The 22,232-nt window shown below is 73.1% G+C and carries 20 protein-coding genes and 1 tRNA gene; 16 read left to right on the top strand and 5 right to left on the bottom strand.

All coding sequences use genetic code 11. The features are described from left to right. The first annotated feature begins 52 nt into the window (after nt 1-52). The 4 genes from glpR (at nt 53) to AB0G59_RS07330 (ending at nt 3,928) form a co-directional block, all read left to right on the top strand. Entirely contained in the window at nt 53-1,120 is a 1,068-nt protein-coding gene (gene glpR / locus AB0G59_RS07345) for a gephyrin-like molybdotransferase receptor GlpR (protein ID WP_360908977.1), read from the top strand. A gap of 108 nt (nt 1,121-1,228) precedes the next feature. Then, nucleotides 1,229-1,302, top strand: a tRNA-Ala gene (locus AB0G59_RS07340). A 294-nt stretch (nt 1,303-1,596) separates the two neighbouring features. Further along, nucleotides 1,597-2,181: a dihydrofolate reductase family protein gene (locus AB0G59_RS07335; RefSeq protein WP_360908975.1), complete on the top strand. Its 585-nt coding sequence runs from the start codon at nt 1,597-1,599 to the stop codon at nt 2,179-2,181. Between the two features lie 280 nt (nt 2,182-2,461). Then, on the top strand, nt 2,462-3,928 hold the full coding sequence (locus AB0G59_RS07330; protein WP_360908973.1) for a hypothetical protein: 1,467 nt from the start codon (nt 2,462-2,464) through the stop codon (nt 3,926-3,928). Nucleotides 3,929-3,997: 69 nt separating this feature from the next. Here AB0G59_RS07330 and AB0G59_RS07325 read toward each other — a convergent pair whose 3' ends face one another. Beyond that, the gene (locus AB0G59_RS07325; RefSeq protein WP_360908971.1) at nt 3,998-6,187 is read right to left on the bottom strand and encodes an alpha-N-acetylglucosaminidase; all 2,190 of its coding nucleotides are present in this window, start codon (nt 6,185-6,187) and stop codon (nt 3,998-4,000) included. Nucleotides 6,188-6,453: 266 nt separating this feature from the next. Here AB0G59_RS07325 and AB0G59_RS07320 point away from each other — a divergent pair, with 266 nt between their 5' ends. The 3 genes from AB0G59_RS07320 (at nt 6,454) to AB0G59_RS07310 (ending at nt 8,755) form a co-directional block, all read left to right on the top strand. Then, nucleotides 6,454-6,909 carry a hypothetical protein gene (locus AB0G59_RS07320; RefSeq protein WP_360908969.1) on the top strand — a complete coding sequence of 152 codons (456 nt, stop codon included), beginning with the start codon at nt 6,454-6,456 and terminating at the stop codon, nt 6,907-6,909. Between the two features lie 78 nt (nt 6,910-6,987). Continuing rightward, on the top strand, nt 6,988-8,217 hold the full coding sequence (locus AB0G59_RS07315) for a HAMP domain-containing sensor histidine kinase (protein WP_360908967.1): 1,230 nt from the start codon (nt 6,988-6,990) through the stop codon (nt 8,215-8,217). 37 nt (nt 8,218-8,254) lie between these two features. Then, the gene (locus AB0G59_RS07310; protein ID WP_360908965.1) at nt 8,255-8,755 is read left to right on the top strand and encodes a DUF1269 domain-containing protein; all 501 of its coding nucleotides are present in this window, start codon (nt 8,255-8,257) and stop codon (nt 8,753-8,755) included. A 7-nt stretch (nt 8,756-8,762) separates the two neighbouring features. Here the strand turns inward: AB0G59_RS07310 and AB0G59_RS07305 are convergent, their stop codons facing one another. Beyond that, a complete protein-coding gene (locus tag AB0G59_RS07305) occupies nt 8,763-9,248 on the bottom strand; it encodes a GNAT family N-acetyltransferase (RefSeq protein ID WP_360908963.1) in 486 nt (161 codons plus the stop codon). Nucleotides 9,249-9,316: 68 nt separating this feature from the next. Here AB0G59_RS07305 and AB0G59_RS07300 point away from each other — a divergent pair, with 68 nt between their 5' ends. The 3 genes from AB0G59_RS07300 (at nt 9,317) to AB0G59_RS07290 (ending at nt 10,940) form a co-directional block, all read left to right on the top strand. Then, nucleotides 9,317-10,108 carry an exodeoxyribonuclease III gene (locus tag AB0G59_RS07300; protein WP_360908961.1) on the top strand — a complete coding sequence of 264 codons (792 nt, stop codon included), beginning with the start codon at nt 9,317-9,319 and terminating at the stop codon, nt 10,106-10,108. A gap of 164 nt (nt 10,109-10,272) precedes the next feature. Further along, nucleotides 10,273-10,620, top strand: a complete 348-nt coding sequence (locus AB0G59_RS07295) for a hypothetical protein (RefSeq protein WP_360908959.1) — start codon at nt 10,273-10,275, stop codon at nt 10,618-10,620. Then, a complete protein-coding gene (locus AB0G59_RS07290; protein WP_360908957.1) occupies nt 10,617-10,940 on the top strand; it encodes a hypothetical protein in 324 nt (107 codons plus the stop codon). The genes AB0G59_RS07295 and AB0G59_RS07290 overlap by 4 nt, the downstream gene beginning before the upstream one ends. An 82-nt stretch (nt 10,941-11,022) precedes the next feature. Here AB0G59_RS07290 and AB0G59_RS07285 read toward each other — a convergent pair whose 3' ends face one another. Further along, entirely contained in the window at nt 11,023-11,211 is a 189-nt protein-coding gene (locus AB0G59_RS07285; RefSeq protein ID WP_360908955.1) for a hypothetical protein, read from the bottom strand. A 221-nt stretch (nt 11,212-11,432) separates the two neighbouring features. Between AB0G59_RS07285 and AB0G59_RS07280 the strand changes: the two genes are divergently transcribed. Next, nucleotides 11,433-12,074: a hypothetical protein gene (locus AB0G59_RS07280; protein WP_360908953.1), complete on the top strand. Its 642-nt coding sequence runs from the start codon at nt 11,433-11,435 to the stop codon at nt 12,072-12,074. Nucleotides 12,075-12,093: 19 nt separating this feature from the next. Here the strand turns inward: AB0G59_RS07280 and AB0G59_RS07275 are convergent, their stop codons facing one another. After that, nucleotides 12,094-12,786 (bottom strand): MerR family transcriptional regulator, encoded by a 693-nt coding sequence (locus AB0G59_RS07275; protein WP_360909349.1) that lies wholly within the window; start codon nt 12,784-12,786, stop codon nt 12,094-12,096. A 191-nt stretch (nt 12,787-12,977) separates the two neighbouring features. On the opposite strand from AB0G59_RS07275, the gene AB0G59_RS07270 reads away from it, so the two are divergent. From AB0G59_RS07270 to AB0G59_RS07260, 3 genes are all read left to right on the top strand, one after another. Continuing rightward, complete coding sequence (locus AB0G59_RS07270) at nt 12,978-14,498, top strand: NAD(P)/FAD-dependent oxidoreductase (RefSeq protein ID WP_360908951.1); 1,521 nt, start codon at nt 12,978-12,980, stop codon at nt 14,496-14,498. Next, the gene (locus AB0G59_RS07265; RefSeq protein ID WP_360908949.1) at nt 14,495-15,379 is read left to right on the top strand and encodes an SDR family oxidoreductase; all 885 of its coding nucleotides are present in this window, start codon (nt 14,495-14,497) and stop codon (nt 15,377-15,379) included. The genes AB0G59_RS07270 and AB0G59_RS07265 overlap by 4 nt, the downstream gene beginning before the upstream one ends. 77 nt (nt 15,380-15,456) lie before the next feature. Continuing rightward, complete coding sequence (locus tag AB0G59_RS07260) at nt 15,457-15,645, top strand: hypothetical protein (RefSeq protein ID WP_360908947.1); 189 nt, start codon at nt 15,457-15,459, stop codon at nt 15,643-15,645. Nucleotides 15,646-15,720: 75 nt separating this feature from the next. Here AB0G59_RS07260 and AB0G59_RS07255 read toward each other — a convergent pair whose 3' ends face one another. Then, nucleotides 15,721-18,966, bottom strand: coding sequence for a S41 family peptidase (locus AB0G59_RS07255; RefSeq protein ID WP_360909347.1), 3,246 nt, complete (start codon nt 18,964-18,966; stop codon nt 15,721-15,723). A gap of 248 nt (nt 18,967-19,214) precedes the next feature. Here AB0G59_RS07255 and AB0G59_RS07250 point away from each other — a divergent pair, with 248 nt between their 5' ends. Together AB0G59_RS07250 and AB0G59_RS07245 are read left to right on the top strand one after the other, a co-directional pair. Beyond that, the gene (locus AB0G59_RS07250; protein WP_360908945.1) at nt 19,215-19,814 is read left to right on the top strand and encodes a TetR/AcrR family transcriptional regulator; all 600 of its coding nucleotides are present in this window, start codon (nt 19,215-19,217) and stop codon (nt 19,812-19,814) included. 123 nt (nt 19,815-19,937) lie between these two features. Then, nucleotides 19,938-22,154: an MMPL family transporter gene (locus tag AB0G59_RS07245; RefSeq protein ID WP_360908942.1), complete on the top strand. Its 2,217-nt coding sequence runs from the start codon at nt 19,938-19,940 to the stop codon at nt 22,152-22,154. Nucleotides 22,155-22,232: the final 78 nt, after the last annotated feature.

Below are 22,232 nucleotides of genomic sequence, written 5' to 3'. Positions count from 1 at the left end.
CACCGCGCCAATTGGCGGAATCCGCCGCGCGTACCCCTCTACCGTTGGACGGGTGAGCAGCAGCGGCCTGATCTACGCAGTCATCGTCGGGGCCTGGGCCGCCTACTTGGTGCCGATGTGGCTCCGTAGGCAGGACGAGCTCAATGAAGCCCGTCCGACGGAACGCTTCAGCACGGCCATCCGGTTGCTGTCCGGACGGGCGGGCATGGAGCGCCGTTACGCCAAGGACCTCGAGGGGCGCGCCCCCGCCGAGGCGCCGGCCTCCGCGGAACCCGCGGAGCCGGAGCCGGAGCCCCGCGCGCCCGAGCCGGACGTCGCGACCGAATCGGTCGACGCCCGGTCCTTCGGCGTGCCCGCCTCCGGGCCGGCGCAGGGTCCGGCGGCAGCCGGCCCCGCCTCCGCCTCCGGGCAGGTCTCCGCGCAGACGGCCGCCGAGCGCGCCCGCCGCTCCAAGGTCCTCGCCCGCAGGCGCCGGACCACCGTCCTGCTCTTCCTCGGCTTCACCGTCGGCGCGATCGTCGCGGGCGTCGGCGGCCTGGCGTTCCTGTGGGCGCCCGCCGTCCCGGCGGCGCTCCTGAGCGCCTACATCTGCTACCTGCGGATCCAGGAGCGGCGCCGGTTCGCCTTCACCATGGACCAGCGCCGCGCCGAGCTGGCGGCGCAGCGGCTGCGCGAGGGCCGGCCCCGCCCTCACGCGGCGGCCCCGGAGACGGACGCCGCCGCTGACACCGTGATCCACCGCCAGGGCCCCGGCCCCGCCGACGCCTCCCCGCACAGCGCGGGCCGCCGCGCCCTGGTCGAGCAGACGGACCACGCCGAGTGGGTCGACCAGCAGCGCGACCGCGGTGCGGGGGAGGGCTGGGAGCCCGTGCCCGTGCCGCTGCCGACGTACGTCTCGGCGCCGGTCGCCCCCCGCGCCGGTGCCGGCGTCGACCTGGGCGGTCCGGACACCTGGAGCTCCGCCCGCTCGAGCGCAGCCGAGCCCACGGCCGACCACGGCCAGGGCGCCCCCGAGGAGCGCCGCGCGGGCCGCTACCGCCGCCGCCCCCGCGAGCGCGGCCGCACCCCGCTGTTCGACCAGTACGCCGACGACGACCGCCCCCGCGCCGCCAACGAGTGACCCGCCCCGGCCGGGGCGCCCCGCCCGCACCGCGCCGACCAGCGGCTGGGCGGGGGGAGCGGATTTCCGAGCACTCCGATGGGGATGCTAGAGTTTCACTCGTTGCAAGGGCCTGTGGCGCAGTCCGGTAGCGCACCTCGTTCGCATCGAGGGGGTCAGGGGTTCGAATCCCCTCAGGTCCACCGCAACAACTGTTCTTGAGTCAGCTCGGGGATGGTTGACGAGATCCCGTCCGATCGTTAGATCGGGCGGGATCTTCGTGTTTTCCGGGGTTGCGCGCCTCTTCGAGCTGAAGCCCCCTCAGGTCGCCGGCGGCGGGACGCCGCACTCGGCCCCCCTTCCCCTCATCCGGAACGCCATCTCTCACTTTCAGTAATGCCCTTGCGTAACCACTACAGCCAGAGCACTATGTGTGAAGTGGTTTTGCCCCGGCAGGGCTCAGCCGCCACCATCGCCTAAGGGAAACGAGGACCACCTTGCGCAAGCTCACCTACTTCGTCGCCTGCTCGATCGACGGCTTCATCGGCGACCCGAGTGGTGACGCGTCGTCCATGTACCAGTTCGTGAACGAGGAGTTCCTGGAGTTCCTGAAGACGGAGTACCCGGAGACCATCTCCGCCGAGGGCCGCAAGATGCTCGGCCTCGAGGACCTGGACAGCCGGCAGTTCGACACGGTGATCCAGGGGCGGGGCAGCTACCAGCTCGCCCTCGACGCCAACCTCACCAGCCCGTACGGGCATCTGCGCGAGTACGTCGCGACCCGGAGCCTGGAGGAGTCGCCCGACGCGAACGTCACGCTCATCGCCGACGACCTGGTCGGCGCGATCCGCGAGCTGAAGGCGGAGGACAGCGAGCTCGGCATCTGGCTCTGCGGCGGCTCGCAGCTCGCGGGCGAGCTGATCGACGAGGTCGACGAGCTGGTGATCAAGACGTATCCGCAGGTGTACGGCTCGGGCATGCCGATGTTCGGCTCCCACTTCGCGGTCACCGACTTCACGCTGGAGTCCGTCCGCTCCTTCGACAACGGGGTGCTGGTCAGGAAGTACGTCCGCAAGCGGTGACCTGCGCCGCGCCGCCCGTCCCCGCCCCGTCGGCATCCGTGCCGGCGGGGCGGTCGGCCGTCTTGGTGCGGACCAGTGATCATTTTGTGATCCAGATCATGATTCCCGAGCCGGTGAAACGGTTCTGCGCATATGTGGGGCCATGACACGATCATGCCGATCGCCTACCTCCGGTAATCCCGCGAGGGGCGATCACCGCTCTTCCCGTTGCCGTGTGATGCGACCCCAGGGTGTCAACTCCCCCTGGGGCGCCCCCACCTCACGCTCCCGAGGATCAACTTTGCGCAATGCCACCAGGTATGCCGTTTTCCCTGTTCTAACTGCCGCGTCCCTGCTCGCCGTCACCGGCTGCTCGGGCGCGAGCCCGTCGGCCGCCGGCAAGGGTGAGGACGCCGCGCCCGTCGCCGCCGCCGCCCCCAACGGGGCCTCGCCCCAGCTCGCCGTGGCGGCCGCCACGGCCGGACAGGCGGCCCCGAGCGCCGTGGCCTCCCCGGCCAAGGGCACGGGCCCCAAGGCGGCCAAGTCGTCCCTGAAGGTCGCCTCGTTCGACCAGCGCAGCGGACGGGCCGTCATATCCACTGCCACGCCCGCCAAGAAGCCGAAGGGGGTCGCTCCCCAGCCGTCCGGCTCGCCGTCGGCTCCGGCCGACCGGCAGACGAACGTGGCCGTCGGCGACGTCATCGCCAGCGCGCCCGCGCCCGGCGCTCCCCATGGCGTCCTGGCCAAGGTCACCCAGGTGCTCGGCAAGTCCGAGCAGGGCACCGAGGTCAACACCGCCCCGGCCACCCTCGACGCACTGCTCGGGGACTCCGAGGCCAAGGGCAAGGTGGCCGTCGACCCGTCCGCGATCACGGTGGACCCGCTCGTCCAGGGCGTGAAGGTCTCCTGGGCCAAGCCCGGGGGCGTCCAGGTGGGCCCGCAGGGCGCCAAGGTGCCGCTGGGCAACCTGCGGCTCGACGTCGGGGCCTCCATCCCCACGCCCAAGGGCTCCCCGGTCCAGGCCGAGGCCTCTGCCCGGGGCTTCGTCCAGCTGGCCCCCGAGGTCGACTTCTCCTACGACGGCAAGGGCTTCGGCTCGGGCCGTGGTCCCGGCACGGCGGCGCTGGCGCTGTCCGGCCAGCTGACCTCCGCGTGGGAGCTGAAGGGCCAGGCGGAGGCCACCACGGCGGACAAGCCGTACCGGCTGCCGTTCGCCAAGCTGCACGCCGACCCGGTCATCCAGGTCGGCCCGGTGCCGGTCGTCGTCAACCTCGACCTCACCTGCTACCTGCAGGTCGACGCCGAGGGCAAGCTCAGCGTCGACGTCAAGCAGGACATGAAGGGCGACTTCAAGGTCGGCGGCGCCTACACCTGGGGCAAGGGCTGGAGCTCCGTCAGCAAGGCCGAGATGAACGCCAGCCCGGTGCGCGCCACGGCGACCGCCTCGGGCAAGGTCAAGGCCGCGCTGGGCGCGGAGGCGTCCGTGGGTCTGTACGGTGCGGTCGGCGTGAGCGCCAACCTCTCGCCGTACCTGCGGGCCGAGGGCGAGGGCACGGCCACGGCCGCGACCGACGGCTCGGCGTCCGCTTCCGGGAAGTGGGCGGCGTACGGCGGCGTGGATCTGACGGGTGCGCTGCAGGCGCAGCTGAAGATCTTCGGTACGCCGCTGTTCGAGCGGCGCATTCCGCTCGACATCTTCCACAAGGAGTGGAAGCTCGGCGGCGGTGAGGGCAGCGTTTCGAAGCCGGCCTCGGCCAAGAAGCGGTAGACCAGGCCGCTGAACTTCCGGCGCCGGACGGGCTGCGTATGCATCGCAGCTCGTCCGGCGCCGGTGTTTTCACAGCAGTGACGCCACCGTTCTCGCCACGCGGACGATGTCGCCCGTCGGGCGGGTGCGGGCGGCCGGGGGCTGGCGGGTCCAGCGGTCCTCCAGGGTGTACCAGTCGACCGGCCGGGGCCCCCGGTCCTCCTCCAGGGCCGCGTCGAGTTCGGCGAAGTAGGTCTTCCAGCGCAGCCGGTAGAGGCCGCCGACCAGGCCGGACCACTCGCGGTTGGCGTAGTCGTGGAGCTTGCCGGCGTCGGCCGAGGCGCGGGGGCCCCAGACCGTCAGCAGGGACAGGGCGTCGTCCTGCAGCCGGTCGCGTTCGGCGTCCGAGGAGCCCCAGGCGCGGGCGGTGGCGATCCAGCGGCCCAGCAGGTGGCGTTCGTCCGTGGCGACGATCTGCTCGAGCAGATCGGTCCACTCCAGCCACTGCCGCGTGAGCTCGCCGAAGCGGGTGCGGTCCCCGGCGTCGTAGGCCCTCTTGATACGGGGCAGCAGCAGCCGGCTGCGGTTGGCCACGCACTGGCGGGTGACGTCGAGGAGGTCGTAGCGGTAGGCGGAGCTGCCGCGCAGCGCCGGGGCGACGGACAGCAGCGCGGGCAGGGCCTTGTCGAACTCGGCGGCGTCGTAGCGCAGTCCGCGGGGCGACCAGGCGGCGCCCCGGTTCACGGCGAGGTCCGGGCGGGCGCCGAAGAGGCCGTCGGCCTGCTCGCTCCAGCCGTCGGCGCGGGTGGTGCCGTAGGCGGTGCGGCGCAGGACGTCCCAGGCGCGGGCGGCGCCCGCGTCGGGGGCGCCGTAGCGGCTGACGGGCCACCGTTCGAACCAGGTCTTGAGGTCCACGGGCCCGTCCGTCCACGCCAGGTCGGAGAAGAGGGCCAGGGCGGCGGGGTTGTTGTCGGCGGCCTCGGGCATGGCGGCGATGCCCCGCAGGGCGCTGTGGGGCTTCGTCCGCCAGCGGTGGTAGAGCTCGGCCCAGTCGGGGGCGTTGGCGCCCAGCGCGGTGTGGCCGCCGAAGTTCCAGATGGTGCCGAAGGTGTAGGGCGTGCCGCCCCAGTCGGCCTCGCGGTCGGTGACGGCCGCCTTGCGGTCGGACAGGCCGTCGAGGATGAGCATCCGGGAGCGGTCGACGGCGTCGACGATCTCCCGCCGGGGGTTCTGCTGCCAGCCGAGAATGGCCCAGATCGCGCCCGGGTGCGCCGCGCGCAGCGCCTTCTCCACGGCCCGGGCGGCGTCGCCGACCGGTACGTCGCCGGGGCTGCCGCCCTCGTGCAGCAGGTCCATCTTGTACAGGGACGTGGCGCCGTACAGCTCCTGCTGCGTGCGGTAGAAGGTGCGGGCGACGGCGGCGAAGTGGGGGGTGCGGGGGTCGAGCCAGTCGGGGCGGGGGAAGCCGCCCCAGTCGCCCTGCGGGACGGTGCGGGCGCCCTTGTTGCGCTCGGCGAAGCCGGGCGGCACGGTGCCGTAGTAGCCGGGCAGGACGGGCGTCATGCCGAGCTCGCGCAGCCGTCGCACGATCTTCTTCGCGAGGTCGGTGCGGCGCTCGAGGAGCTCGCGGGAGACGGGCCCGCCGAAGGAGGCCATGTTCTGCATCAGCCACCACGGCTGGTGGGCGGGGCCGGGAATCCACCGGCGGACCTCGGCGTCGGTGTAGCCGTGCTGGAGGAAGGTGCGGTGGTAGACGGCGTCGGCGCCCGCGTAGACCAGCACTTCGTTGAAGCCGTGCAGGGCCAGGACGTCGATCTCGCGTTCCCAGTAGTCCCAGTCGTGGTACGGGCCGGTGTAGCCGTCGTTGGTGTCGTTGAGGGCGAAGCGGTGGACGGCGTTGGACGTGCCGCCGATCGGAGCGCCGACCGCGGGGAGGCGGCCGGGCAGGGCGGTCTGCTCGCCGTTCCAGGAGATGTGGGCGCGGGCGACCTGCCGCAGGTAGCGGTGGAAGCCGGCGAGCTGGACGGCCGCGGTGGTGCCCTCGACGGTGATGCGGCCGCTCGCCCCGGACACCCGGAAGACGTCGTGGCCGCCCCGCCGCGGGATCGTGCGGAAGGCGACCTGGGTGTGGTGGCGGGGCAGCAGCCGGGCCAGGGCCGCGGCGGCTCCGCCGCCGGCCGCCGGGGCGGATCCCGCCGCTCCGGCGGGGGGCACGCCCACCGCGCCGAGCGCGGCGGACCCGGCGAGGGCGCCGAGGAGCGTACGACGGGCGACGTGCATGAGTGACCTCCGGGGCCGTGGCGCTGGGGCGACGGGCTGGACTGGACCACTTGAGCGCGGAGATCCTATGAGCCCGCGAAGGGAATCGGTCAAGGGCACGGGCGGCTTACCAGCCACGCCGGTTACATTTGGCACGAATGGCCGCACCGACCGACCCCGACCTGCTACGTCCGCCCGAGCACGCCCGTACCGCCCGGCTCCACCCGCCTGTCCGGCTCCACTCGTCCCGCCCGTACCGTCCGCCCGTCCCCGGCCTGAGGAATCCCGTGCGACCACTCCACGCCACGCTCGGCGCCGCGGCCCTCGCCGCCGGGCTGCTGTGCGGGCTGCTCTGCGGGTGCGCCGATCCCGGCGGGCTCAAGGTCGCCGGGCCCGCCCACACCCCCACGCCCACCGCCGGACCGGTCTACGTCGTCGAGGGCCCGGGCAGGCCCCCGATGCGCGGTCCGGCGTCCCTGGAGATCGGCGGCTCCGTCCGCCTGACCGACCTGCGCTGGCGCTCCTGGGGCGGGTCCACCGCCGAGGCGACGGGCGCGGTGGGCGGCGGCTGGTGCAAGCAGGCCTGCAAGGACACCCCGTACAAGGCCAGGGTCACGCTGAGCGGGGTGGTCCGGAAGGACCGTTCCGCCTACTACAGCAGGGCCACGGTCGTCGCCGAGGAGCTTTCGCCCGAACAGCAGCGCGACCTGCGCGACCTGTGGCTCTTCGTCCCCGGGCGATAGCCGCGCACCAACCCGACCGACAGCCGAGCGACCGCCGGGCCACAGCGCCGGGCGCCAGCCGCCGAGGAGTCTTTGCCGATGGGTCTGCGCACGAAGATCGGTGTGGCGATCACCGCCACCGCCGCGCTGGTCGCCGCCCTCATCGGATTCGTCGTGCACCACCGCACGGCCGTCAACCAGTTGGAGACCGCGCGCGAGGGCCTCGACCAGCGGCTGGTGTCGGCCGCCGAGGACCACGCGGCCGGCGTCGACCGGCCCCGCGTGATCCTCAACCCGTACCGCATGCCCGAGCCCCTGCGCCGGGCGGCCGACAAGGAGCAGCGCGCCACCTACCTGGACCGGTCCGGGCCCGAGCCGATGCTGTGGGCGGCGATGCGCGTCGGCGAGGACATCGTCGTCCTCAAGCACTCCTACCGCCGCCAGACCCGCAACCTCCAGGGCCTCGACGAGGACCTCTGGCTGGCCGGCGGGGTCGGCACCGCCCTGGCGGGGGTCGTCGGCGTGGGACTGGCGACCGTCGCGGGCCGCCGCCTGACCGCCTCCGCCCGCACCGCCGAGCGCATCGCCGACGGCGACGTCACCGCCCGGCTGCGGCCCCGGGGCGGCAAGGACGAGATCGCCCGGCTGATCCACTCCGTCAACACCATGGCCGACGCCCTCGCCGCCCGCCTCCAGGCCGAGCGCGAGGTCACCGCCAACATCGCCCACGAGCTGCGCACCCCCGTCGCGGGCCTGGTCGCCGCCGCCGAGCTGCTGCCCCCGGGCCGCCCCGCCGAGCTGGTGCGGGAGCGGTCGCAGCGGGTGCGGTCCCTGATGGAGGACGTCCTGGAGGTGGCCCGCCTGGACTCGGACGCCGAGCGGGCCGAGACGGACGTACGGGCGCTGGGCGAGCTGACGCGACGAGCGGTGCGGGCGGCGGCCGGCCACGGCGAGGGGAGCGCGGAGGTGCGGATCGTGCGCGACTGCCTGGTCGAGACCGACGCCCGGCGGGTCGAGCGCATACTCGCCAACCTCGTCACCAACGCCTTCCGGCACGGCAGCGCGCCCGTCGTGGCCGAGGTCGACGGCGGGGTCGTACGCGTCCGCGACCACGGCCCGGGCTTTCCGGCGCAGCTGCTGGCGGGCGGCCCGCAGCGCTTCCGTACGGGCTCGGGCGCCGGCCTCGGCCTGGGGCTGACGATCGCGGCGGGGCAGGCGCGGGTACTGGGCGGGCGGCTGGCCTTCGCCAACCCGGCGGGCGGGGGAGCGCAGGCGACGCTGGACCTGACGGGCGCGGTGCGGTCGGCTCCGCCGGAGGGCGGCGACTGACGTGCGGCGGCGGGGAACAGGCCCAAGAGTGGAAGCTGTGAACGACAACGTCCTGTTCCTCAATGCCGACAGCCCTCGGAAGGGCCACCGGGCGCTGGACGCCCTGCGCCAGGCGCACGCCTCCGGCGACATCACCCTGCGCGAGGGCGCGGTGATCGCGCGGGACGCGGAGGGCGCCCTGGACTTCCCCGACGCCGCCGACAACACGGGCGCGGCCCCGGCCTTCGCCATGGGCGGCCTGCTCGGCGGGCTGCTGGGCATCCTCGGCGGGCCGCTCGGGGTCATGATCGGCTTCGGGGCCGGCGGGCTGATCGGCGGCGCCCACGACGCCAGGGCGGCCACCGCCTCGAACGCGGCCCTGGAGATGCTGGCGGCCGAGGTGCCGCCGGGCAGCACCGTCCTGATGGCCGAGGTCCGCGAGGAGGGCCCGGAGATGGTCGACGGCGTCCTCGCGCAGTTCGGCGAGGTGCGGCGCTATCCGGCGGAACGGGTGCGGGCGGAGGTGGAGGCGGCGATCGCCGCCGGCCACCACAAGTAGTCCCCGCTCAGCCGCGCAGCGGTTTGCTGAAGCAGCGGCTGCTGTCGTAGCCGCGGTAGTGGCCGAACTTGGGCACGGCGGGCTCGTACCCGCTGGAGAGGTACAGGGCGATGGCCTCGGGCTGCCGGTTGCCCGTCTCCAGCACCATGCGTATCCGGCCCGCCTCCCGCGCGTTGTCCTCCAGCGCCGCCAGGATCCGCCGCGCCAGCCCCAGACCGCGCGCCCGGGGCACCACGTACATCCGCTTCAGCTCCGCGTCCCCGTCCGCGTAGCCGCCCTCCCGGCCGGAGTCCATCGACCGCCAGCCGCCGGTGGCGACGGGCGCGCCGCAGGCGTCGTACGCGATGAGATACAGGCCACCCGGCGGGGCGAACTGCGCCGGGTCCAGGGGGGTGAGATCGCCGTCGCCGTACCGCTCGGCGTACTCCAATTGCACCTGGTCATTGAGCTTCACGGCGTCGGGATGGTCGTAGGCGACCTGCATGATCTCCATGCCACGGATCGTACGGGCGTCCGATCGGGGTCCGGCAGGGGCCGGTGGAAGTCGGTTATCGTGCCCGGATGCTGACCGTAACGACCGCAAATGTGAACGGGCTGCGCGCCGCCGCCAAGAAGGGCTTCGTCGAGTGGCTCGCGCAGACCGAGGCCGACGTCGTCTGCCTGCAGGAGGTGCGCGCCGAGCCCCACCAGCTGCCCGACGAGGTGCGCGAGCCGGAGGGCTGGCACGTGGTGCACGCCCCGGCGGCGGCGAAGGGCCGCGCGGGCGTCTCGCTGTACTCCCGGCGCGAGCCGGACGCGGTGCGCATCGGCTTCGGCTCGGCGGAGTTCGACGGCAGCGGCCGGTACGCCGAGATCGACCTGCCGGGCGTCACGGTCGCCAGCCTCTACCTGCCCTCGGGCGAGGTGGGCACGGAGCGCCAGGACGAGAAGGAACGCTTCATGGCGGAGTTCCTGCCCTACCTCGTGGGCCTGAAGGCCCGCGCGGCGGCGGACGGCCGCGAGGTCGTGGTCTGCGGCGACTGGAACATCGCCCACACCGAGGCGGACCTGAAGAACTGGAAGGCCAACCGCAAGAGCGCCGGCTTCCTGCCCGAGGAGCGGGCCTGGCTGACCAAGGTCTTCGAGGAGTACGTGGACGTGGTCCGCGCCCTCCACCCGGGCGTCGAGGGCCCGTACTCCTGGTGGTCCTACCGGGGCCGCGCCTTCGACAACGACTCGGGCTGGCGCATCGACTACCTCGTCGCCACGCAGGGCCTCGCGGCGCGGGCGCTGAAGGCGCGCGTGGAGCGGGCGGCGACGCATGCGGAGCGCTGGAGCGACCACGCGCCGGTGACGGCGGTCTTCGGGGCGTAACGCGCGGCGGTGAGAGGGGTCCGCCTGTGCGTCGTCCGGAGGGGGACGCGCGGGCGGGGCTCGGCTCTGATTCACCCTGCACACCCTCGCCCACGGCCTGCGCGGCGATACGCTACAGGCGTACCCCGCACCAGGAAGCACAGGCCGGACGGAGGAGGGGCACGATGACCACAGCTGCCATGGGTGAGCCAGGCATCCCGCCCATGCCGGAGAGAACCCCGAAGGCCCTCCGTGAAGCCATCGCCCAGCATGCTCCCCAGCTCCTGCCCGATTTCGACGCGCACTGGAAGCGGTACGTCGCCGACGCGTACGACATCAGCACCGTGCCAGCCTTCATGGCCCGGTGGTGGGGCGAGTACGCAATCGCCCGCGACCCGCAGCTCGACGCCCACGTCACCGGCCTCGAACACCGCGCCGCCTACGAGTGCACCGACTCGGCCGAAGCCAAAGCACTCCTGGAAGAAGCGTCCAACCTTCGCCACATGGCGGCCCGCACGGAGCCCGGCCAGTGACCAACGGGTTCATGGGTCCGCCCTGGCAGATGGACTGGACCCTCAAGGCCCAAACCGCACGCGACGCGCTGCCTGAGCACGTGCGGAAGATGATCGACGCAGCCCGTGCAGAGCTGGTCACGGCGGACGACCCGTACTTTCGCGGGATCGACGCGGATGCCGACCTGGCCGAAGGCATGTTTGTCGAACCCGCCAGGTCCAGCGATCCGAAGGGCCCCCGCATTCTGCACTTCGACAACGGGCACGGCTGGTTGAGGTATACGTTCGTGCGGCGGATCGAGGACCCACAGATCGTTGTGGAAGAGATCTTCTGGCAGTGACCAGTCCACGCATCGGCGGTGAGAGGGCCGGCCTGTGCGTCTTCCGGAGGGTGGACGCACGGGCGGGGCTGCGATCGGATGCTCAGACGAGGCTGATTCCGGCTTGAGCCTTGATGGTGGCTACGGCTTCATCGGTGAGCCATCGCAGGGGAACCACGGTCCACCTGTCGCGTTTGCGCATGACCACGGCCTTGCCGTCCTTGGTGCGCCCGGCGTGGATGAATCCATGGTCGCGACGTAGGTCCTTCGCCAGGTGCTCGCCGTGGATCACGCGCTACTTCCCTTCGCGCTCCTCGTCATCGGCCGTGCTGCTGTAGACGTTACCGCGCTGCCCGGGATCATCCCCCCGGCCGAGTCCCCCTAGCCCCCCGGCGGAGGCTGCAGGCCGGGTTTCGGTCCCGGGGCGGACGGCACGGCAGGGGCGTTCGAGAACGATGGGGATCACGGCGGTCACCGTTCGGGGCCGTCTCCTTCCAGACCTCGGAGTTCCCCATGGCAACCCTGTCCCCGCGCAAGGCCGCTGCCGTGCTCGCGGCGCTCACCGCGACCGTGACCCTGGGCGGCGCCACCACCGCCTCGGCCGGCACCGACCATGCGCGGCCGCAGCCGAAGCTCGCGAGTGTGAAGGGGGCGGCGTCCTTCATGCTGCCGTTCTCGCCGGACGACGACGTCCGTTCGTTCAGCTTCGACGCGCAGGCCGCCCCCTACAGCAAGCCCCTGCCGGGCATCCCGACCGGGCTGCCCACCGACGCCCGCGGCACGGTGAAGGTGTCCCACTACTTCGCCGCCGAGGGCGTCACCCACACCGCGGAGGGGACGGTGGACTGCCTGGTCACCGGGCCGCGCACCGCGACGCTGACGGCCGTCATCACCAAGGTCAGCCCCGGCGGGCCGGACTGGAAGGGCAAGCGGCTGGGCTTCAGCGTCCTCGACGGCGGCAAGGACAACGGCAAGGGCGGCTCGAAGGACCGGGTGGGCTTCTCCTGGGCGGTGAACAACCTCGTGCCGCAGGGCGACAAGGAGCCCACGATGGCCGAGGTCGGCACGTGCATGGCCCCGGCGCCGTACGCCCCCGTCACCAAGGGCGGGTACACCGTCGAGCACGCCGAGCTGCCGCTGATCCCCAAGAAGTGACCCGGGTGGTGACGCCGCGTCAGTGGCCCGACAGCCACGCCTGGAGTTCGGCGCGGACGCGGCGGTCCATCGCCAGGGAGAGCTCCGCGTCGACGACGGTCTTCGCGATGGGCCGCAGCCGGTCCAGCGCCTCGCTCACCTCGGCCGTCCCGTCCGTCGCCGCGCCCGCCAGGACATGGGTGCGGATCAGGGCGGTGAAGGCCTCCGCCAGGGCGTCGGCGTGGGCGCGCACCTCGCGGGCGGTGGCGAGGACGGCGGCGAGGGGGACGCCGTCGCGCACCAGGGTCGTGGAGGCGTCCAGGAGGCGGCCGCTGACGTGGACGATCTCGTCGCCGTCCGCCGCGAGGTAGCCGATGTCGAGCGCGGCGGTGAGGTTCTCCGGCGTGACCTGGCCCTCGAAGCGGTCGGCGAGCTCCTCGGGGGTCAGCCGGACCGCCGTCTCCCGCGACCAGGGGGTGGTGATGGCGGCGCCCGCCAGCCCCAGCAGCTCGCCCACGTCGCGCCCGCACTCGAAGGCGGCCAGCAGCTCGGCGATGCCGCCGAGGGTGTGGCCCCGCTCCAGCAGGGCCCCGATCGTGCGCAGCCGGGCGAGGTGGTGCTCGCCGTACCAGGCGATGCGGCCCTCGCGGCGCGGTGGCGGGATGAGCTTGCGTTCGCGGTAGAAACGGAGCGTACGGACGGTGATGCCGGCCTCCTCGGCCAGCTCCGCCATCCGGAATTCGCGCTCCCCGCCGCTTCCGCCCGGGGTCCCCTCGTCGTTCGCCACGCGGGGAAGCCTACGGGGGAACGGACGGGTAACTTCCTTGCCCCGCGCCTCTATCGCCCCGGCCGCCGCCTGCCGTACGCTCCAACCGTGCCAGCGATCACTGGCGCGGTCGAACAGGCAGGCTCCCGGGAGGCGGCATGGTCGAGCACGTACGGCGACGGCATGTACGGGTCGCGGTGATCGGATCGGGGTTCGGCGGCCTGGGGGCGGCCATCCGGCTGCGCCGCGAGGGCATCACCGACTTCGTCGTCCTGGAGCGCGCCGACGCCGTCGGCGGCACCTGGCGCGACAACACCTACCCCGGCTGCGCCTGCGACGTCCCCTCCCACCTCTACTCCTTCTCCTTCGCCCCCAACCCCGCATGGCCGCGCAACTTCTCCGGCCAGCCGCACATCCGCGCCTACCTGGAGCACGTCACCGACACCTTCGGCCTCAGACCGCACCTGCGCCTGAACTCCGAGGTGCGCAGCATGCGATGGGACGGCGAGGAACTGCGCTGGGAGGTCGTCACCACCGACGCCGCCTACACCGCCGACGTCGTCGTCTCCGCCACCGGGCCGCTCTCCGACCCGAAGGTCCCCGACGTCCCGGGGCTGGCCGCATTCCCCGGCAAGGTCTTCCACTCGGCCCGCTGGGACCACGGCTACGACCTGCGCGGCAAGCGCGTCGCCGTCGTCGGCACCGGGGCCTCCGCCGCCCAGTTCCTGCCCGCCGTCCAGCCCGACGCCGCCCGCCTGACCCTCTTCCAGCGCACCCCGCCCTGGGTGCTGCCGCGCGCCGACCGCCCGATCAGCGCCGCCGAGCAGTGGCTGCACAGCCGACTGCCGGCCACCCGGGCAATGCGCCGGGGACTGCTGTGGGGCGTACGGGAGCTGCAGGTCGGCCTCTTCACCAAGTGGCCCGACCGGCTCGGGCTCGTGGAGCGCGTCGCCACGGCCCACCTGGACAAGGCCGTCAAGGACCCGGCGCTGCGTGCCAAACTGCTGCCGGACTACCGCATCGGCTGCAAACGCATCCTGCTGTCCAACGACTACTACCCCGCGCTCACCCGGCCCAACGTGGACGTCGTCGCCTCCGGCCTCGCCGAGGTGCGCGGCTCCACGCTCGTCGCCGCGGACGGCACCGAGGCCGAGGCCGACGCGATCGTCTTCGGCACCGGGTTCCAGGTCACCGATATGCCGATCGCCGAACGGGTCACCGGCGCCCACGGCACCACGCTCGCCGAGGAGTGGAAGGACGGCATGGCGTCCCTGCGCGGCGCCAGCGCCGCCGGCTTCCCCAACTTCCTCACCGTCATCGGCCCCAACACCGGCCTGGGGAACAGCTCGATGATCCTGATGATCGAATCCCAGCTGAACTACCTCGCCGACTTCATGCGCCAGCTGACCACCCTCGGCGGCCGGGTCGCCCTCGACGCCCGCCCGTCCGCCGTGAACGCCTGGAACCGCAGGCTCCAGCAGCGCATGACCCGCACCGTCTGGAACAGCGGCTGCACCAGCTGGTACCTGGATGCGGGTGGCCGCAACACCACCGTCTGGCCCGGCACCACGGCCGAGTTCCGCAAGGTGACCCGGCGCATCGACTTCGCCGAGTACCAGGTGCTGCGCCCGCCGGGCGGCACGTCCCGGCCGGCCGCCCGCGCCGAGGCCGTGCGATGAGGGCGCGCACGGGCCTGGCCGGCCAGGTCGCGGTCGTCACCGGGGCGGCGCGCGGGGTGGGGGAGTCGCTCGCCCGCAAGCTCGCCGCACGCGGGGCGAGCGTGGCCCTGGTGGGGCTGGAGCCCGACGCGCTGCGCCGGGTCGCCGGCTCGCTGGGCCCCCGCGCCGCCCACTGGCACGCCGACGTCACCGACCAGGAGGCGATGACGCGGGTGGCGGAGGAGGTCCGGGCGCGCTTCGGCACGGTGGACATCGTCGTCGCCAACGCCGGCGTCGCCACCGGCGGCCCGCTGGCCGCCTCCGACCCGGACGCCTGGCGGCGCGTCGTCGAGGTCAACCTCATCGGCAGCGCCGTCACCGGCCGCGCCTTCCTGCCCGCCCTGACCGAAAGCCGGGGCTACCTCCTGCAGATCGCCTCCCTGGCCGCGCTCGCCCCGGCCCCCCTGATGACCGCGTACTGCGCCTCCAAGGCGGGCGTGGAGGCGTACGCGCACAGCCTGCGGGCCGAGGTCGCGCACAAGGGTGTACGGGTGGGGGTCGCGTATCTGAGCTGGACGGACACCGACATGGTGCGCGGCGCGGACGAGCACGAGGCGATGCGCGAGATGCGCCGCCGGCTGCCGGGGCCCGCCGGCCGCACCTACCCCCTCGGCCCGGCCGTCGACCGCCTGGTGGCGGGCATCGAACGGCGCTCGGCGCACGTCTACGGGCAGTGGTGGCTGCGCGGGATGCAGCCGGTGCGCGGCTGGCTGCCGGCCCTCGTCGCCGCGGGCGGGTCCCGTGAGATGCGACGGGCCGAGCCCCGCCTGGCGGAGGTGCGCCCGGGGCTGGTGGGGCCGGGAGGAGCGGCGGACACCAAGGCGAGCACGGAGCGTCACTGATCGAAATGCGCGGTATGCCCCGGCGTGTGAGGCTGGTCGCGGCCCACCCACCCGACCTCCCCGAGGAGTGAACACGCATGGGCATCAAGGACGAGATGCAGGGCAAGGCCCAGCAGGCCAAGCAGAAGGCGGAACAGGCCAAGCAGAAGGCCCAGCAGAAGGGTCAGAAGGGCCAGCAGGCGCAGGACCGGCTCAAGGAGCGCAACGAGCAGGAGGAGCGTCAGCAGTCCTTCGACGACCTCCGCGACGAGCTGGACGACCGCTGACGACGCGGCCGACCAAGCCGCACACGAGGGGCGCACCCGGATTCCATTCCGGGTGCGCCCCTCGTCCGTATGCCCTCAGCGCGGCGGCAGTTCGGGCCGGCGCAGGTCGGGCACGTCGGAGTAGTCCGGGGGCTCGGTGGCGCCCTTGCGCTCCAGCAGGTCGAGCGCGACCCGTACCGCGTCGTCCAGCTGCCGGTGGCGGCCCTCGGCCCAGTCCAGTGGTGTGCGGTCGATCTCGATGTCGGGCTCCACGCCGTGGTTCTCCACGCCCCAGCCGTACGCGCCGAACCAGGCCGCGTTCATCGGCACCGTGATCGAGGTGCCGTCGACCAGGCGGTGCCGCCCGGTCATGCCGACGACGCCGCCCCAGGTGCGCAGGCCCACGACCGGCCCGATGTCCTGGAGCTTGAACGCGGCGGTGATCATGTCCCCGTCGGAGGAGGTCATCTCGTCGGCGATGGCCACGACCGGGCCGCGCGGGGCGTTGCTGGCGTACGACACGGGCTCGGCGTCGCGCGTGAGGTCCCAGCCGATGATGGTGCGGGTGAGCTTCTCGACGACGAGCTCGCTGATGTTGCCGCCCGCGTTGCCGCGGACGTCGACGATCAGGGCCGGGCGGGACATCTCCATCCGCAGGTCGCGGTTGAACTGCGCCCAGCCCGAGCCGCCCATGTCGGGGATGTGGAGGTAGCCGCACCGGCCGTCGCTCAGCTCGTGGACGACCGCGCGGCGCTTGGTCACCCAGTCCTGGTAGCGCAGCGGCCGTTCGTCGATCAGCGGTACGACGGCGACCCGCCGTGGATGCCCCTCGCCCCCGGGCGCGTCGAAGCTCAGCTCCACGGTCGTCCCGCCGGCCGCCGCCAGCAGCGGGTACGGGCCGGCGACCGGGTCCACCGGGCGCCCGTCGACGTGGGTGAGCACCCAGCCCTCGCGGATGCCCGAACCGGCCAGCGGGGAGCGGGCCTTGGAGTCGGAGGACTCGCCGGGCAGCACGCGCCGCACGGTCCAGGTGCCGTCCTTGTGGTGGGTGAGGTTGACCCCGAGCAGGCCGATGGCGCGCTGGTAGTGCGGCGGGCCCTCGTTGCGGCGCGCGGGGGTGACGTACGCGTGCGAGGTGCCGAGCTCGCCGAGCACCTCGCGCAGCAGGTCGGCGAACTCGTCGGGGGAGGCGACCCGTTCGATCAGCGGACGGTACTGCTCCAGCACCGCGTCCCAGTCGACGCCGCACATGCCGGGCTCCCAGAAGTACGCGCGGATGATGCGGCCCGCCTCGGCGTAGGCCTGGCGCCACTCGGCGGCGGGGTCGACGTCGTGGAGGATGCGCCGCATGTCGACGTAGACGGTCGAGTCGGAGTCCGCCGGGTCCGTGGCCGGCACCACCCGCAGGTCGCCCTCGTCGTTGACGACGAGCCGGGTCCCGTCACCGCTGACCGCGTACCAGTCCAGCGAGCCGGTCAGCTCGGTGCGCTTGGCCTTGACCAGGTCGAAGTGCTCCAGCGTCGGCCGCCCCGAGGTGTCGGTCGGGTTGGCGAACGTCTCGCCGAGCGCGCCGGAGATCGGCCAGCGCAGCCACACCAGGCCCCCGCCGCCGACCGGATGGAGGGCGGAGTACTTCGACGCGGCCACCGGGAACGGCGTCACCCGGCTCTCCAGCCCCTCCGCCTCCACCGTCACCGCCCCGCCCTCGCTGCTCTCCCCGCCGGTGTCGAGGTCCAGCCCGCCGCCTGCCGGACGGCCCTCCGTCGACAGGGCGAACGGCGAGGGCGTCACCGACGACAGCGGTACGAGATAGGGGCGGCAGCCCAGCGGGAAGGACAGGTCGCCGGTGTGCACGTCGTAGACCGGGTCGAAGCCGCGCCAGGAGAGGAAGGCCAGATAGCGGCCGTCGCGGGTGAAGACCGGCTGCTCGTCCTCGAAGCGGCCGTTGGTGACGTCCACGATCAGCCGGTCGGACAGTCTGGCGATCTTGATCTGGCGCAGCGAGCGCCCGATGCCGGGGTGCGACCAGGTCAGCCAGGCCGAGTCGGGGGAGAAGGCCAGGTCGCGCACGGGCCCGTTGGTGGACCGGATCACCTCGCCGACCTCCCCGTCCCCCTCGGGCGAGGCGTCCACCAGCAGCAGCCGCCCGTCGTGCGCGGCGACCGCCAGCCGCTGGCCGTCCGGCGAGGCGAGCAGCTCGTGCACCCGCCCGATGCGGCCCGCCGCCAGCCGCCGCGGCTCGGAGGGGCCCGCGGCGCGCGGCAGCTGGGCGATCTCGACGGCGTCCTCGCCCTCGGCGTCCGTGACGTACGCGACCCGGCCGGTCGCCCCCAGCATCTCCGGCAGCCGGACCCGTACGCCCGGGGTGTCGGCGATGGCGCGGGCCGGCCCGTCGCGGTGCGTCAGCCAGTACAGGCTGCCGCGCACCTGCACCGCGCTGGCCCGGCCCGTGCCGTCCACGCTCAGCGATTCGACGTGCCGGGCGGCCTGCACCTGGTACGTGCGCCGGCCCGCCCGCGGCCCGCCCAGGCGCAGCTCCAGCCGGCGGGGGCGGCCCTGCGGGCCGAAGTCCTCGGCCAGCCACACCTCGCCCGCGCACTGGTAGACCACGCGCGAGCCGTCCGTGGCGGCGTGCCGGGCGTAGAAGTCCGCGTGATCGGTGTGGCGGCGCAGGTCGGAGCCGTCGGGGCGGCAGGAGTAGAGGTTGCCGACGCCCTCGTGGTCGGAGAGGAAGGCGATGCGGTCGCCGACGAACATCACCGAGTCCAGGTGGCCGCCCAGCTCCGGCAGCAGCCGGGTCGCCTGCAGCCACAGCCGGCCCATGGCGCCGCCCCGGTAGCGCTTCCAGGAAGCGGGCTCGTGCGGCGGCTTCCCGGTGAGGATCAGCGTCCTGTGCTCGCCGTCGACGTCCGCGACGGCCAGGTCCGAGACCGGCCCCCACGGCAGCCGCCCGCCGGGACCGCCGTCGGTCGGCACCTTGTAGGCCCAGGAGAAGTACGAGAACGGCTGGCCGTGCGAGCTGACCGCCAGGATGTGGGAGACCCCCTCCTCCGGCGGCGTCCAGCCGCAGACCCGGGTGTCGGTGCTGCCCCAGTAGGTGAGCCGCCGGGCCGGGCCGCCCTCGACCGGGGCGAGGTGGATCTCGGGGTCCAGGCTGCGCCAGCTGGTGAAGGCGATGTGCCGGCCGTCGGGCGAGAAGCGCGGATGCCCCACCCTGGTCCGGTCCACGGTCAGCCGCCAGGCCCGCCCGGCCCCGGCCCCGGCCGCGGTCAGGGGGGCGAGCCACAGGTCGTCCTCCGCGGCGAAGCAGAGCAGATCGCCGTGCAGATGGGGAAAGCGGATGTAGGCATCGCTCGCTGCATCCGATCGTTCGCTTCTCCGCCCGCGCGGCGCAGCTGCGGGCTTCGAGCTCGTCTGCGGCCCGGCGGCCGCGCGTGCGTCGCTCACCCATTCATCGTTTCGGGCTCGCACGCCCCCGGCAACTCGGTTCGTGACGCAAAACACCATCGAAACGATGCCGTTTCGATCCCCGCCTCACGTACGCTGCTGTACGAAACCGTTTCGTACGACTGCGTGAAAGGGGGGCGCGGATGCCCACGGAACCACCCAAGCCGGCGGGTCGCCGCACGCGACTGACCCCCGAGCGCGAGGGCGAGCTCTACGAGGCGGTGCTCGCGCTGCTGCGCGAGGTCGGCTACGACGCCCTGACGATGGACGCCGTGGCCGCGCGCACGCACTCCAGCAAGGCCACCCTCTACCGTCAGTGGAAGGGCAAGCCGGAGCTGGTCGCGAGCGCGCTGCGGCACAACAAGCCGGTGAGCCTCGCGGACATCGACACCGGAACGGTGCGCGGTGACCTCAAGGCCATGATCTGCGACTCCGACGAGGAGCGGATGGAGCAGGACGCCGCCCTCATGCGGGGGCTGCAGCGCGCCATCCACGACAACCCGGACCTCAACCGGGCGCTGCGCGAACTGCTCATCGAGCCGGAGATCGCCGCGCTCGAGGGGATGCTCAGGCGCGCGGTCGACCGGGGCGAGATCGCCGCGGACAACCCCGCCCTGGACTTCGTCGCGCACATGATGCTCGGCGCGTTCATGGCCCGCCCGCTGGTCGACGACCGGCCCGCGGACGGCGAGTACCTCGCCCGCTACCTCGACGCCGTGATCCTCCCCGCTCTCGGCGTATGACTCCCCTTCACTTAGCCCTCACTCAGCTTCCCCACCGAGGCTCCACCTGACGCACCGCTCTCGTCGGGCTGGTTCCCCATATCCAGTTCCTTACGTTTCCGACCCGACGGGAGCACCACACTCGTGGCCACGTTCCTCTACAAACTCGGCCGGCTCGCCTTCCGGCGCCGCTGGTACGTCGCCCTGATATGGGTGGCGCTGCTGGTCCTCGCCGGTGCGGGCGCCGCGTCCGCGCCCAAGGCGACCGACAACTTCTCCATACCGGGCACGGAGGCGCAGCGCGCCTTCGACCTGCTGGAGAAGCGCAACCCGGCCATGAAGGCGGACAGCGCCAACGCGCGCATCGTCTTCAAGGCCCCCGGTGGCCAGAAGATCACCGACCCGAAGAACAAGGCGGCGGTCGACAAGGTCGTCCGTGAGCTGAACGGCCCCCAGGTGGCGGCCGTCGCGGACCCGTTCACCGCGGGCGGCGTCAGCAAGAACGGCGACATCGCCTACGCCTCCGTCACCTACAAGGTGAAGTCCAACGAGCTGACGGACGAGACGCGCGACCACCTCAAGGCCGCTCCCGAGGCCGGCCGTGACGCCGGGCTGACCGTGGAGACCGGGGGCAGCGCCCTCCAGGCGATGCCCGAGGGCGGCTCGACCGAGATCATCGGCATCGCCATCTCGGCCGTCGTCCTCGTCATCACCTTCGGTTCCCTGGTGGCCGCTGGGCTGCCGCTGCTGACCGCCATCATCGGCGTGGGCATCGGCGTCTCCTCGATCACGGCGCTTGCCTCCACCCTGGACCTGGGCAACAACACCGCCACCCTCGCCACGATGATCGGCCTCGCGGTCGGCATCGACTACGCGCTCTTCATCGTCTCCCGCTACCGCGCGGAGATCGCCGAGGGCCGCGAGCCGGAGGAGGCCGCCGGACGGGCGACGGGCACGGCCGGCTCGGCCGTCGTCTTCGCGGGTCTGACGGTCGTCATCGCGCTGGCCGGCCTCGCGGTCGTCAACATCCCCATGCTGACGAAGATGGGCGTCGCCGCCGCCTTCACGGTCGCCATCGCGGTGCTCATCGCGCTCACCCTCATCCCCGCCCTGCTGGGCTTCGCCGGCCGCAAGGTGCTGGCCCGCAAGGTCCGCAAGGCCCCCTCGGCGGCCGCCGCCGCCGAGGACAAGCCCAACGCGGGCACCCGCTGGGCCCGCTTCGTGCTGCGCCGCCCGGTCATGGTGCTGCTCGTCGGCGTGCTGGGCCTGGGCGCGATCGCCGTGCCCGCCGGCTCGCTGATGCTGGGCCTGCCCGACGAGGGCTCGCAGCCCAAGAGCACCACCCAGCGCAAGGCCTACGACCTGCTGTCCGAGGGCTTCGGCCCCGGCTTCAACGGCCCGCTGATGGTCGTCGTCGACGCGGCGAAGGCCGGCGACCGCAAGGCCGCGGCCGAGTCCGTGGTCACCACCGTCCGGGGCCTGGACGACGTGGCCATGGTCACCCCCGCCGCCTTCAACCAGGCCGGTGACACGGCGACGATCACGGTCGTCCCGAAGTCCAAGCCCAGCGGCTCCAAGACCGAGGACCTCGTCCACGCCATCCGCGACAAGGGCGCCTCGATCCAGGCGCAGACCAAGGCCGAGGTCCTGGTCACCGGCACCACCGCCGTCAACATCGACGTCTCGCAGAAGCTCAACGACGCCCTGCTGCCCTACCTGGCGCTCGTCGTCGGCCTGGCGTTCCTGCTGCTGATGGTCGTCTTCCGGTCCGTGCTGGTGCCGCTCAAGGCGGCGCTCGGCTTCCTGCTGTCGGTGGTCGCCGCCCTGGGCGCGGTCGTCGCCGTCTTCCAGTGGGGCTGGCTCGGCGGGCTCTTCGGCGTCGAGGAGACCGGGCCGATCATGAGCATGATGCCGATCTTCATGGTGGGCGTCGTCTTCGGCCTCGCGATGGACTACGAGGTCTTCCTCGTGACCCGCATGCGGGAGGCGTACGTCCACGGGGAGCGGCCCGGCCAGGCCGTCGTGACCGGCTTCCGGCACGGGGCCCGGGTCGTCACCGCCGCCGCCGTCATCATGATCAGCGTCTTCGCGGGCTTCATCGGCTCCTCGGAACCGATGATCAAGATGATCGGCTTCGGCCTCGCCATCGCCGTCTTCTTCGACGCGTTCGTGGTGCGCATGGCCATCGTGCCGGCGGTGCTCGCGCTGCTCGGCAAGGCGGCCTGGTGGCTGCCCGGCTGGCTGGCCAAGGTGCTGCCCAACGTCGACGTCGAGGGCGAGCAGCTGCAGAAGCGGCTCGCGCCCGCCGGTACGGCACCGGACGCCGACCCGGACCCGGTCCGCGAGCCGAGCCGCGTCTGACGCCCGGGCGGCGCCCCCGGCGCCGCCCCCGGGCACGATCCACAACGTGGCGTACGCCATGAATTCGGCATGAATGGG

Origin of the sequence: Streptomyces sp. NPDC021096, from assembly GCF_040641275.1 — a bacterium.
GTDB lineage: Bacteria > Actinomycetota > Actinomycetes > Streptomycetales > Streptomycetaceae > Streptomyces.
This window is presented reverse-complemented; position numbering and strand designations above follow the sequence as displayed.